This window comes from bacterium, from assembly GCA_035530055.1.
Taxonomy (GTDB): domain Bacteria; phylum UBA6262; class WVXT01; order WVXT01; family WVXT01; genus WVXT01.
Window position 1 is genome coordinate 1 of sequence record DATKVN010000009.1, and the last position, 13,096, is coordinate 13,096.

Annotated in this window: 13 protein-coding genes and 1 riboswitch; all 13 genes read right to left on the bottom strand. The window is 42.4% G+C overall.

Going from position 1 to position 13,096, the window contains the following annotated elements:
• Positions 1-1,201 (bottom strand): Ig-like domain-containing protein (locus tag VMW39_00930; protein ID HUW22584.1); only part of this gene is annotated, 1,201 nt, incomplete at its 3' end.
• 77 nt (positions 1,202-1,278) lie between these two features.
• Positions 1,279-2,400 (bottom strand): PorV/PorQ family protein, encoded by a 1,122-nt coding sequence (locus VMW39_00935; protein HUW22585.1) that lies wholly within the window; start codon positions 2,398-2,400, stop codon positions 1,279-1,281.
• Between the two features lie 119 nt (positions 2,401-2,519).
• Positions 2,520-2,609, bottom strand: a riboswitch (cyclic di-GMP riboswitch).
• A 269-nt stretch (positions 2,610-2,878) separates the two neighbouring features.
• Positions 2,879-4,105, bottom strand: a complete 1,227-nt coding sequence (locus VMW39_00940; protein ID HUW22586.1) for a M23 family metallopeptidase — start codon at positions 4,103-4,105, stop codon at positions 2,879-2,881.
• Between the two features lie 65 nt (positions 4,106-4,170).
• Positions 4,171-4,977, bottom strand: coding sequence for a 16S rRNA (adenine(1518)-N(6)/adenine(1519)-N(6))-dimethyltransferase RsmA (rsmA, locus tag VMW39_00945; GenBank protein HUW22587.1), 807 nt, complete (start codon positions 4,975-4,977; stop codon positions 4,171-4,173).
• A 136-nt stretch (positions 4,978-5,113) separates the two neighbouring features.
• Positions 5,114-6,124, bottom strand: a complete 1,011-nt coding sequence (pdxA, locus tag VMW39_00950) for a 4-hydroxythreonine-4-phosphate dehydrogenase PdxA (protein ID HUW22588.1) — start codon at positions 6,122-6,124, stop codon at positions 5,114-5,116.
• A gap of 120 nt (positions 6,125-6,244) precedes the next feature.
• Positions 6,245-7,012, bottom strand: coding sequence for an aldolase/citrate lyase family protein (locus VMW39_00955; protein ID HUW22589.1), 768 nt, complete (start codon positions 7,010-7,012; stop codon positions 6,245-6,247).
• A 120-nt stretch (positions 7,013-7,132) separates the two neighbouring features.
• Positions 7,133-8,308 carry an alanine racemase gene (gene alr / locus VMW39_00960; protein HUW22590.1) on the bottom strand — a complete coding sequence of 392 codons (1,176 nt, stop codon included), beginning with the start codon at positions 8,306-8,308 and terminating at the stop codon, positions 7,133-7,135.
• Between the two features lie 3 nt (positions 8,309-8,311).
• Positions 8,312-9,649: a replicative DNA helicase gene (gene dnaB, locus VMW39_00965; protein HUW22591.1), complete on the bottom strand. Its 1,338-nt coding sequence runs from the start codon at positions 9,647-9,649 to the stop codon at positions 8,312-8,314.
• 13 nt (positions 9,650-9,662) lie between these two features.
• The gene (rplI, locus tag VMW39_00970) at positions 9,663-10,106 is read right to left on the bottom strand and encodes a 50S ribosomal protein L9 (GenBank protein ID HUW22592.1); all 444 of its coding nucleotides are present in this window, start codon (positions 10,104-10,106) and stop codon (positions 9,663-9,665) included.
• 300 nt (positions 10,107-10,406) lie between these two features.
• Complete coding sequence (gene rpsR / locus VMW39_00975; GenBank protein HUW22593.1) at positions 10,407-10,688, bottom strand: 30S ribosomal protein S18; 282 nt, start codon at positions 10,686-10,688, stop codon at positions 10,407-10,409.
• A gap of 109 nt (positions 10,689-10,797) precedes the next feature.
• Entirely contained in the window at positions 10,798-11,250 is a 453-nt protein-coding gene (locus VMW39_00980; GenBank protein HUW22594.1) for a single-stranded DNA-binding protein, read from the bottom strand.
• A gap of 19 nt (positions 11,251-11,269) precedes the next feature.
• A complete protein-coding gene (rpsF, locus tag VMW39_00985; protein HUW22595.1) occupies positions 11,270-11,635 on the bottom strand; it encodes a 30S ribosomal protein S6 in 366 nt (121 codons plus the stop codon).
• 341 nt (positions 11,636-11,976) lie between these two features.
• A complete protein-coding gene (ychF, locus tag VMW39_00990) occupies positions 11,977-13,041 on the bottom strand; it encodes a redox-regulated ATPase YchF (protein HUW22596.1) in 1,065 nt (354 codons plus the stop codon).
• Positions 13,042-13,096: the final 55 nt, after the last annotated feature.

Below are 13,096 nucleotides of genomic sequence, written 5' to 3' on the forward strand. Positions count from 1 at the left end.
CACTCCAGTTACCAGCATTATCCTTATGCCGCACATATACTGTTTTTGTCCCATCACCAGTTGTTAGCGTCCAGGACTTACTCGTAGCATAATCCTCTTCACTACTAAAGACCACTCCATCATTACTGAACTGCATCTTGCTTACTCCACTACCACTATCGCTTGCCCAAAGAGTCAATGTAACTGAGGTGGAGTCCGTAGATTCAGCTCCATCATCTATTAATATTGTCCCGCTTGGCAGTGTATTGTCCAGAATTATGGTATCACTTATAAGACCACCCCAGTTACCAGCATTATCTTTATACTGCACATATACTGTCTTTAGTCCATCACCAGCTGTTAACGTCCAGGACTTACTTGTGGCATAATCCTCCTCACTACTAAAGCTCACTCCATCATTACTGAACTGCATCTTGTTTACTCCACCACTATCGCTTGCCGAAAGAGTCAATGTAACTGAGGTAGAGTTTGCATATATATCTCCACTATTTATTGATATTGTCCCTGTTGGTGGTATAGTATCCGGCACAGTCATAGATACTGAAACACTCTGACTACCACCCTTACTACTGGTAAAACTTATTGTACCCGTATAGGTCTCAGGAGTTAGTGTTCCTCTATTCACCATTGCCGACACATACTGTAATCCCCCAGGTGCTACACTACCTCCGGATGAGGATAAACTTAACCATGATAACCCTTCACTTACACTCCAATTGAGCGTACTCTCTCCTGTATTTTGTACTGCAAACTGGCAAGTTGTGCCACCTTCTCCAAAATTATACGAGCCAGGACTTACTGATAACTGCGCTGGCAATGGTACCCTCATGCTTACAGAAAGATATGCATAACTCGTACTAAACAGACGATCATAGAATTTTACTGTACCGCTATAAGTCTGCCCTGGGGTTAGTCCTGTTCTGTTAACACTCACTTGTACCTGTGCAGGTTGTGGGGCTCCTACATTTCCAGGGTCAGGGAATGTCCCCCCGCCACATATAACCCAGCCTGGCTTACTCTCTACCCCGTACGGTATCTGGTATCCAATACCAAAAGTGCTTGTCAGTGTAACTGTAAGACTAGTTTCATACGTTCCAAAATTAAGCGATGAAGGTTCTACCCATAAAGCAAATGCACTTGATACAAAAAGTGTGTTTATTATAATTAAGAAAAATACAATTTTAAATAATTTTGTTTTCATTTTATATCGTCCTCTTACTCATTTCTTTCACCCTCACCTTACTCCTCTCCCCTCAAGGGAGAGGAACTTGTGGGTTATTAGGGCCTCAACTTTTCATTTGCTCTTTTCATCATCTCCAGAGCCCTCTCGTTCTCAGGATCCAACCCCAGAATCTTGTTGAACTCAAGTATTGCCTCAGGATACTTGCCCTCATTATAGTATTCCATCCCTCTCTTAAATGCCCTCTTTATCATCACTGCCTTTGCCTCTTTGCCAAACCTGGTCACTATCCCTATCCTGTGCGTATATCCTAATTCTCCAAAATGGACAAGCGCATAGTCTATCTGGAATACGTTAACCTTTATCCCTCCTCCAAAACTTATCCCATTCCCTAAGTCCTGACCACTCTTGTATCCCACCCTCAGTGCAATTAAATCCCTCACCCAGTACTCTATCCCCAAACTTCCATAGAAATCGTTATCATTGGGAAGATTACCATCTATCGCTATGGTCAGTGGGTCTCCAAATACTTCCTTCCTTATGCCCACTCCAAACTTGAAGTTTAACGGAAGACTTCCTTCCTCTTTTTGAAACTTCACTTTGCTTCCCAGATTCTGCAAATTTACACCAATGACAAGCTCCTCCAGTCCCTTTACCTTAAGCCATCTACCCAAACCACCAATAACACCTATATCAATACCAAATGCAGACGAGGATTCTTTCTCTAACTTCTGTTGAATGAACTTCAGGTTTATCCCTCCATATATCCCATAATAAGGTAGTTTCCTGGCATAGGATAGAACTCCTAAAAAGTCAGAGGCTCCAACCTTTTCTGTCTTTACATCGCTAGCTGTATATCCCTGAATCTTATCCATAGATAGATAGTTGATGCTTCCGGCAAATGTGCCCAGGGTGGGATGGGGGTAGGTATAGCCGAAATATTGCGAGCTTATACTTTCAAACCATAGATTGTACATAAAGGAGGCTTCCTGGCTGTCTATCCTTACTAAACCTGCCGGATTCCAGAACACACTGGTTATATCATTGCAGATTGCTACCTGTGCCTCTCCCATTCCCACTGCCCGGGGTCCAACTCCTATCTTCAGGAAGTTTGCTCCTGTTGTTCCCGGGTCTGAGGCGTATGTGAGATTGATAAATTGAGAGGCTAACAGGAAAATAAATGTAATTAAAATGGTCTTTGGAACCTTTAATCTGTTCATATTTCTGACTCTCCGTTGGTCGAGCATTCTTCAGGGTGCCAATTGGTCAGGCATTTATCACCTCCCTTTCGGGAGGACTCCATTCCATAAAAAAGCCGGGTTACCAAAAATTTTTAATCTTCGGTAACCCGGCTACCCCCCATCCAGCGTTCTGGGTGTGGGGCCCGTAGTTTTGCCCCGACTTCTCAGTCGGGATCCCAAAAATTCGGGACGCCCTCCGATTACTCGGAGTTTGCCTTTGTCGGATTTTTCGCCTTATGTAAATGGTAATTACAAATCAGTATACTCTCTGTTTGTAACATTTATATAAACGAATTGTAAAATCTTTGTCCATTTGACTTGCAATCTTCCTCTCTAAGTATATACCGTTGATGTTATGGATAGGTTAAGAAATTGTTAATTTTTCGTTAATTTTTCGTTAATTTTTAAGCGGGTGTTTTTTAAGGCGGGATTATAGTGGAGGGATTATCACGTAGAACTATCGCTCTGCGGCTACAATTTGGTGGGGGAATGAACGGTAGGAGGAGAGCATTCCCACATGGGACAGGTGTTTCCTCTTTGTTATCTCAAATTCTTTTCTGTATTTATCTTTTACAGATTCGGCAGCAGGAATTTTAATTTTCAAAAAATTGACGAACTTTCCATTACGAACTACCCTAAAGTCTAAATGTGGCCCTGTAGATAATCCACTCGCCCCCACATAGCCAACCACCTGACCCTGCTTTACCTTAACCCTTCTCTTTATTCCTTTTCCATATCGAGAGAGGTGACCATAAGTGGAGTAGTAACCATTTTGATGTCTGACCTTAACAAACCTTCCATAGTCGTTTTTCCATCCCACGTAAGTTACCGCTCCATCTCCAATACTTACCACGGGAGTACCTAAAGGAGCGGCGTAGTCGATACCCAGGTGTGGACGATAGTACTTCAGAATCGGATGGAATCTCTTGTAGGAGAAATAAGAACTAATTCTACGATAGTTCAGGGGAGAGCGTAAGAATTTTTTCCTTAATGATTCACCTTCTATAGTATAATAATCTTTAAGACCTTCCGGGTCTTCAAAAAGTATTGCTGTATGACTTCCCTCTTTACCCAAATACTGGGCAGCCAGTATCGTTCCATCGGAAAATTCTTCTCCGTTCTTATAAAATCTTTCCCAAACTAACTTGAACGTATCTCCGGGACGGGGTTCGGTCAGGAAATCGACCTGCCAGGCGAATATATCGGCAAACCTCATAGTAAGTTCCGGAGATTGTCCAATCTGAACCATAGACTCATAAAGAGAACTATCTATTTTTCCTATTAGTCCAAGAAGACGTTTCTCCAAAGGTATTTTCTCGTGGAAGGCGATTAGCTCTCCAGAAGGAGATTTCTTGACCCCATATATATCGAGAGGTCCTGAATAGTAATTGAATCCTTCCAGAACCCCGCTTGTAGAAATGATTATTTCATAACTGTCACCCGGGTAGCACTTTCTGGTATCGAAAAGCGGATTTATCACTTTCTGTAAAACGAGAATCTCCTTAGGAGAAATTCCCTGGCCACTCAGACAACTGTAAAGGGAATCACCCCGGGCAAATGTTCCTGTTGAGACAACAACATCCGGGGGAGATAAATCGGCCACATCCCTATTCTGAAAAAGAGAGATAAGGATAAGCGAACCTATCAGCAAGAAAAAAGCCAAGAAAATATAAGCCCTTCTCATCTTTAAGCGGAGCTATCCTTCCGCTATTCCTTTCAACCGTTTATATTGCAAAACCAAATTCTGGGTTACCCGCTCCCCAAGGAGTTGGAAATTGTAGCAAACTCTTCTATGCTTAGGGTTTCTGCCCTGCGAGCGGGTGAGATATTCAATCTTTCCAAGAGTTCCTCTAAGAGAGGTTTATCTATTTTTAGAACATTGCTAATGGAATTACTCAATTTCTTCCTTCTCTGGGAAAAGGCTCCGTGAACAATTTCAAAGAATAGCTTTTCATCTTTTACTTTTATTCTGGGACGCTCCAATAGTTTCAACTTAATAACAATCGAATCGACATCTGGCTTGGGACGAAATACATTTCTGGATACATTGAATCGCTTTTCCACATAGCAATGATACTGTACCAGAATGGATAATGAACCATAATCTTTGCCCCCGGGGCTAGCTGTAATTCTCTCTCCCACCTCTCTCTGGAGCATAAAGGTAGATTCCGACCACCCTTTCATATTTAGTAATTTTGCAATGATCGGTGAAGTTATATAATAGGGTAAATTTGCAATAACCTTTACGGACGACCTGGAGCCTGAGCCTAAAAACTGGGAAATATCCAATTTTAAAAAATCTCCTTCTATAATTTCCACGTTTTTGTAATTTTTCAGTTCTTCCCGAAGAAAACTACATAGTTTTTTATCAATCTCTATAGCAATAACTTTCTTTGCCTGGGAAGCAATCTTGCCAGTCAGAATTCCTTTCCCTGCACCGATTTCCAACACTATATCTTTGGGACTCAGTTCGGCAGAAGAGACTATCTTCCTGGCAATATTATGGTCAACCAAAAAATTCTGTCCCCACCGCTTGCGCGGTCTAAATCTTTCCATTACCATCTTTTGTACGCTCCGATGAATCGGAGCGACTACCGACACCAAAAAATAGGGTAGCCGCAACCTTTAGGTTGCGTCAAGACGCAGACTGAAGTCTGCTACTCCTTTTCTAGACGCAGGCTGAAGCCTGCGACTACCGTTTTTTTTCCATTAACTTTGTTGCTAGTTTTATTGCCTCGATAAAACTCTGGGGATTTGCTTTATTCTGCCCGGCAATATCGAAACCTGTTCCGTGGCATGGTGAAGTGCGGACAAAGGGCAAACCCAAGGTAACGTTAACACTTTTGGTGTAAGATAAAAGCTTTACGGGAACCTGCCCCTGGTCGTGATACATTGCTATAGCTAAGTCGTATCTGCCTCCAGCAGTATCATAAAATCCTTTATCGCTGGGAAGAGGCCCATTAATGGCTATCCCTTCTTTTCTCGCCTCTTCTATAGCCGGAATAATCGTCTCAATTTCTTCCTTACCCAGAACTCCCCATTCACCGGCATGGGGGTTTAAGGCACAGACTCCTACTCTGGGTGAATCTATTCCCAAAGCCTTCATCGCCTCCACTCCCAATCTTATGGCCAGAAGAATCTTTTCTTTACTAAGCGAAGAGGCTACCTCTTTTAAAGGGAGATGTCGGGTCACTAAGACTACCCTTAAATTCCCTCCCACCAGCATCATAGCGAAATCTTTCGTTCCGGTAAGTTCGGCTAAGAGCTCTGTATGCCCGGGATAAGAAAATCCTGCATCTTCCATCGATTTCTTACAGAGGGGAGCAGTAACCATACCTTTAGCTTTACCACTCTGGACTATTTCAACTCCCTTCTTTATATATTCGAATGTTGCCTTACCACACATAGGATCGACTCTCCCTGGTTTCAGTTTATTGATGTCTATATTGCCTAAATCAAAGAGGTCGATAACACCATAATTGAATCTTGCCTTTCTAATATCTTTGATGGGATTAAGCCTCAGCTCTCCTTTCGGGCACACACCTTTCGAAAACTGTAAAACCGACGCTAAAACTCTGGCATCACCAACTACTATCGGTTGACAAATATTATATGTATCGGGTAGACTCAAAACCTTGACAATAACCTCAGGCCCTACTCCTGCAGAATCACCCATAGTTATGACAATCTTAGGTGGCATCATTCACTCCGTTAGAAGGAAGGGACGACACGGCGGTCGTCCCCTACAGTCTGTCATCCTGAACTTGTTTCAGGATCTCTTTCTTTTCAAGAGATGCCGAAACGGGTTCGATAAATCGAACCCCTACATTCCCTTAAGTTCTTTCACTACACTCTTGCAGGCTTCATAGAAAATTCCCACATCTACAGAAAAAGAGATATACTGAACTCCCTGAGCAATCCATTTCTTTGCAGCTTTAACATCATCAACAAATGTGCCCACGGCGAGTCCAGCTTTTTTGGAGATACTGACTACTTCTTTCATTTTCTCTACGACTTTAGGATCGTTCACCTGGCCGGGTATATTGAGTGATTGAGAAAGGTCGTAAGGTCCAACGAATATAATGTCCAGGCCCTCAACCGACAAAATCTCTTTCAGGTTACTTATTCCCTTTGTCCCTTCAATATGGGGTATGGTTATAGTCTCTCTATTAGCATCTTCAAAATATTTGTAGCGGTCCGAAGCAGAATAGTCAGCAGCTCTCACAAAGCGACACACCCCGCGGCTTCCCCGGGGAGCAAACTTGGCCGATTGAACCAACCTTAAGGCATCTTCTTTATTCCCAATTTGCGGAACCTCCACACCACCTGCACCGATATCTAAAGCTCTCAGTATCAATCCAGGCTCATTTTCAGTCACCCTTATGATCGGCGTGATATCTACTAACTCTGCTGCCCTTATCAAATTCTGTCCAGTCTCCACCGACACAGGTCCATGTTCCATATCAATTATAACGAAATCGAACCCTGCCTTTCCAGCAATCTCCACTGAAGCTGGATCAGTAAACTTCATAAATGGGCCCAGCGCAACTTTGCCTTTCTTTATAATCTCCTTTACTCTATTTTTCTTCATTCTTCACTCCTGAATTCCGGGGACACAATACTTAATTATCCTAAATTCTTCTGCCTTTCACTTTTTCAACATTCTTCTCATTGTCTGCAAAATTCGACGACAGTATCTTGAACATCTTAATTAAGTATTGTGTCCCCGGAATTCCTTTTTGTAGATTCGTGGAACTCTCTTACTAATCCCGCAGACTACCTCGTAGGTAATAGTCCCGGTCAGTTTAGCAATCTCATCGGCAGTTATCTTCTCTTTTCCTTGAGAACCGATTAATACTACTTCCTCGCCGACCTTAACATTTGGCAAGGAAGTAACATCAACCATACACATATCCATACATACCCTTCCCACAAGGGGAACTCTTTTTCCACAAATCAACACCTCAGCCCGATTCGACAGCAAACGATTGTATCCATCAGCGTAGCCTATGGGAAGTGTTCCAATTATAGAGTCCCTGTTTGCTTTCCATGTTCGGCCGTAACTTATGCTCGTTCCTTTCTTCACTCTCTTTATAAATACAATTTTCGTCTTGAGTTGCATTACCGGTTTTAAGTCTATCTCTCTTTCTGCTCCCTCAAAGGGAATAAGACCGTAAAGCGATATCCCGGGCCTGGCTAAGTTGAAATGGGCATCTGAATACCTGAGAATAGCTGTAGAGTTAGCCGCATGTCTATATTTTATGTTTATATTATCTCGCTTGAGCTCATTGATAACTGATTGGAACTTTCCAATCTGCTCCATAGTGAACTGGTAATCGCTATCTGCTGCTGCAAGATGGGTGAAGATTCCCTCAACAATTATCCCTGGCAACTGGATAACTTTCTTGACAAGACTTGCAGCATTTTCCGCTGAAATGCCGATGCGTCCCATTCCCGTATCTACTTTTATATGAACTTTTACTTTCTTCTTTCTTCGCTTGGCAATTTTAGAAAGCTCTTGGGAAGCCTGAAGGCTACAAATTGTGGGTGAAAGATTATATCTTAGAATATAAGTAAAATTGGACAAGGGGTAAACACTTCCCAGAATAAGGATGGGTGCTGTAATCCTTCTCTTTCTCAAGAATATTCCTTCTTCAATATTGGCTACTCCTAAAAGCTTCGCTCCACAAGACAGACTGGCGCGAGCAATTTCTTCCATACCATGACCATAACCATCAGCCTTAACTACCGGAAGTAAGGATACACTTTTCCTGAGTTTTCTTTTTATCTCTCGGAAATTATGTCTGAAGGCACCTAAATCAATTTCAGCCCAGGTTGGCCGGAGAAAAGGAAGAACATAATTGGAAGGATAATGATATTTTGGCATATTTTATTCAGGTTGTTTTGTTAAATTCTCAAAAGAAGTATATTCATTCAAAAATTTCAGCTTCACTGAACCGGTAGGACCATTTCGTTGTTTTCCAATAATTATTTCTGTAACTCCCGGGAGAGCATTTTTGGCGTCGTAATAATCTTCTCGATAAATAAAGATAACCAGGTCGGCATCCTGTTCTATTGCCCCGGACTCCCTCAAATCGGAAAGTTGTGGCCTTTTCGATGTTCTCTTTTCCGTCTCCCTGGACAACTGGGAGATAGCTATAACAGGAACCTTTAATTCCTTAGCCATACTTTTTAGAGAGCGTGTAATTTCCGAGATATCCTGCTGTCGATATTCGGACCTTCCCGTGCGGCCAGGCATAAGTTGTAAGTAATCGACGATGATTAGAGATAGTCCCCGTTCAGATTGTAATCGCCGGGTTCTGGCTTTCATCTCTAAGACCGAAATTGCAGGAGAATCGTCGATGAAAATGGGAGCGTTGGAAAGAACGGAAGCGGCATTGGTTAGAGGAGTCCAGTCCTTCTTATCTATGAAACCTGTTCGCACTTTATGTACACTCACTCTAGCCATTGAACATAGAAGGCGCAAAACTAATTCTTCTCGGGACATTTCCAAACTGAAGATTGCTACCGGAAGAGATTCGTTAACTCCTACATTACGAGCAACACTCAAACAGAATGAGGTCTTTCCCATGGAAGGACGTCCAGCAACAACTATTAGATTTGAGGCATAGAATCCTCCTGTCTTCCTATCCAAATCTATAAACCCTGAAGGCACTCCAGGAACCTTCTCTTTCTTCTTGTATAAACTTTCGATAGTCTCAATACTCCCATGTACCATTTCAGAAACAGGGATAAATCCTGCTTGAACTTTGCTCTGGGTGATACCGAAGATTGCCTGCTCTGCCTGGTCCAGAATTTCACTGACGTCCTTGGTATCGGTATAGCCATCGGTTACAATCTGCGTAGCTACTCTAATTAAATTTCTGAGGACCGCTTTCTCCTGCACAATCTTGGCATAGTACTCAATATTAGCTGCTGTGGCAACACTATCTATCAGATTACTCAGATAGGTAGCACCACCCACTTCTTTGAGTAGCTTTGCCTTTCTTAACTCTTCAGCAGCAGTAACGAAGTCAACTGCTTTATTCTTATCGTAGATATCGATAATCGCCCGGAAAATCGTCTGGTGTACTTCACTATAAAAACTTTCCTCTCTCAAAAAATCTATAGCCTTAGCAATTGCTTCCTTTTCGATAAGCATCGCTCCCAATACCGAGCGCTCAGCTTCCAAGTTCTGTGGTGGAATTTTATCTATTAAATCGACCATTTTTTGCCCCTCCCTACTCTTTTACTACCCAGACTTTTACTCTCCCTGTAACTTTTGGATGAATTCTAACTTCCACTGTATAGATTCCCAATTTCTTGATCGGCTCATCCAGAAGTATATCTTTTTTATCCACATCTATTCCTTTGGAAAGTAGAGCTTCCCGAATATCGGAAGAAGTAACCGCCCCAAAAATTTTCTCACTCTCTCCTGTCTTTACAGTAATGGTACAAGAAATTTTATCTAACTTGCTGGCAAATGTGACTGCTGATCTCAAAATCTTCTCATCTTTCTCTCCTTCTTTTCGCTTCTCCTCTTTCAACCTGCGGATATTCTTCTCGTTAGCCTCCCAGGCCAGGCGGCGAGGGATGAGATAGTTCCGAGCATAACCAGCGCTAACCAAGATTACATCTCCTCTCTCACCAAGGCTTTTAACTGTCTGACACAGTATGACTTTCATCCTTCCCCCTAATTTCTTCTCCAAAATTTGTGGGTAGTGTAGCCCTTTATGGGCGTAATTCTTACGGGCATGAAGCCCTACACTACCAAATCATTATTCGTAGTTTAGCCCTTTATGGGCGTAATTTTTTACGGGGACAAGCCCCTACACTCCTTTATAAGTCCCGATTTATCGGGAAGCTACAATATTTGGAAAGATCGTTTGTGAAGCTCTTGGAATTTCAGCCAATAACTAGGAAAAATTAAAGGTATGACTTTCTAATCCAGAATAAATGGAATATCTTGGAGAGAATGACATCTTCTATCTCGTGGTGAATGGTAATAAACTGATACTTCTTGCTCTCTTTACGGCTCTACTCAAGCTACGCTGGTGCTTAGCACAGTTTCCAGTAATCTTATTGGATAGAATCTTGCCTCTATCTGTAATGTAACTCCTGAGGAGAGCTATATCTTTATAATCGATATACTCTATCTTCTTTATACAGAAACGGCATACCTTCTTTCGAAAAGGCCGATACCGTCTCCTCCTGGGATCGAAGCCTCCTCTTCTTCCTCTACTTTTCTTTTCTCCATTGGCAACCATTTTTTCTCTCTTTCTAATAATCGTAGGTCGGGCACTCTTCAGAATGCCGTCTGGTCAGGCACTGTTTACAGTGCCGATTCCGTCACCCTAAAGGGCGACCGACCTGAATTCAAAACGGAATTTCGTCTTCCGATTCACTCCCTTTTATTTCTTCGTCTTTGGGAAGTTCTTTCTCTTCCAAAACCCCTTCTGGTGGAGGAGCTTGCTCAGTAGCCTTAACTTCGCCTTTAGCCCCAAGCATCTGCATCTGATTAGTTATAATTTCTGTTACATATCTTTTGTTTCCACTCTTGTCTTCCCAGCTACGCGTTTCCAGTCTCCCCTCAATATACACGTGGCTTCCCTTCTTGAGATATTCGCCACAAATCTCGGCCAACTTTCTCCAGACTACTATCCTATGCCATTCCGTCCTCTCCTGTTGATTACCTTTCTGGTCTTTCCAAACCCTGTTCGTTGCTATTCTAAAATTTGCTACAGCATCACCATTCGGTGTATACCGAAGTTCTGGATCACTACCCAAACGACCAATTAGAATAACTTTATTGACAGTGCCTCTAGCCACTATTAATCCCCCTTTCTATTTAGACATCACTGGTTGGGCTTTCTTTTCCCTTCTCATCTTTTGACTCCTCACTGGTTACTTTTTCCTCTTTCAGTTTTTTCTTGTCTACCTTCACGATTAAGTGTCTGATTACTTTATCAGTAACGCGATAATTCTTTTCCAATTCAGCAATCAGAGTCGGCGGAGAATTAAAATTTAGGCAATACATAAAACCTTCTTTATAACCTTTTATTTCATACCCCAGCTTCCTGCGTCCCAATTTATTACAGGAAATTACCTCGCCCTGCCCCTGAGTTATGATTTTCTCAAACTTTCTGGCAAGTTCCTCCAGTTCTTCGGTTGATAAATCTGGTGGACAAACAAAGATACTTTCGTAAGTAGGCATAAGATATCCTCACTTTGTTCGGATACTTCCATCGGGGCTTCGCCCCTCTGGCGTTCCAAAATGCTCCTCTTCGTCGCATTTTTTCGCTGTCACCCCTTGGGAGAAATCAGATTATTTCTCCCAAACCCTCTAATCCGCATCCCGATTATTATCGGGATGCTTATAAAATTTATTTCCTCCTATAGTTCCCAAAAAATGTCTGTGGGAAAAATTTATTAGAATTATATAAAATTAGCCTCGGCATTGCAAGAAGAAAATCCCTTCCACTGTAGGGATTGACGGTTCTGTCAACCCAATCAATGGACAGACACGGCGGTCTGTCCCTACACGATATCTATGGTCTAGACGTGAAATCTAAAACGCACTATATCACCATCTTGAATTTCGTAATCCTTTCCCTCTATCCTGACCAATCCTTTCTCATGGAGTATCTTCTCATCACCCTTCTCTAAATCTTTAAAGGAGAAGACCTCGGCCTTGATAAATCCTTTCTCCATATCAGAATGTATCTTCCCTGCTGCCAATACGGCCGGAGAACCTCGTTTTATTGTCCAGGCTTTTACTTCGGTCCCCACAACAGTGAAAAAAGTAATTAAGTTGAGCAACCTATAAGAAGACAGTATCAGACGCTCCAATGCGCCCTTTTCTATACCCAGCTCTTTTCTAAATTTCTCCCTTTCTCCTTTCTCCAATTGAGTAATTTGAGCTTCCACTTCTGCCGACACACTCAAACTCTCAGCCCCTTCACCTTGGGCATACTCCTCCACCTTCTTCCCCGAACCGGGGTCCTTCTCATCCACGTTAGCCAAATATAGAACTGGTTTCGCTGTAAGTAAGTTGTAGGAGGCTCGTAAATCTTCAGGAACTTCTGTTCTCCTTGCAGAGATTCCCTTCTCCAAGCCTTCTTTTATCTGTTCCAGTGTTTTCAGTTTTTCTTTAGCTTTTTTATCGCCACTTTTAGCTGAACCGCTCAATTTTTCAATATTTCGCCCCACCACTTCCAAATCTGCCAGCATAAGCTCGGTGTTGACAACTTCGATATCCCTCACCGGATCGATATCTCCCATAACATTAACTACCTTCTCATCTGGAAAACAGCGAACGAGGTGGACTAAAGCATCCACCTCCCGAATATGGGATAGAAATTTGTTTCCCAGACCTTCGCCCTTCGATGCTCCCTTTGCCAGACCGGCCACATCTAAGAATCTTATCGTAGTATGGGTCAACTTTTGAGGTTTATAAATCTCTCCTAGCTTCTCCAGCCTCTCATCAGGAACTTCCACAATTCCAACATTAGGCTCGATAGTACAGAAGGGATAGTTGGAAGCTGGAGCATGACCCGTAGTTAGAGCATTAAACAGTGTCGATTTCCCTACGTTGGGAAGACCAATAATTCCTAATTCCATATCTTTTCCCGAAAAAAAGGAACAGGCAAAAAAAGTACCTGTCACCTTTTTTGTT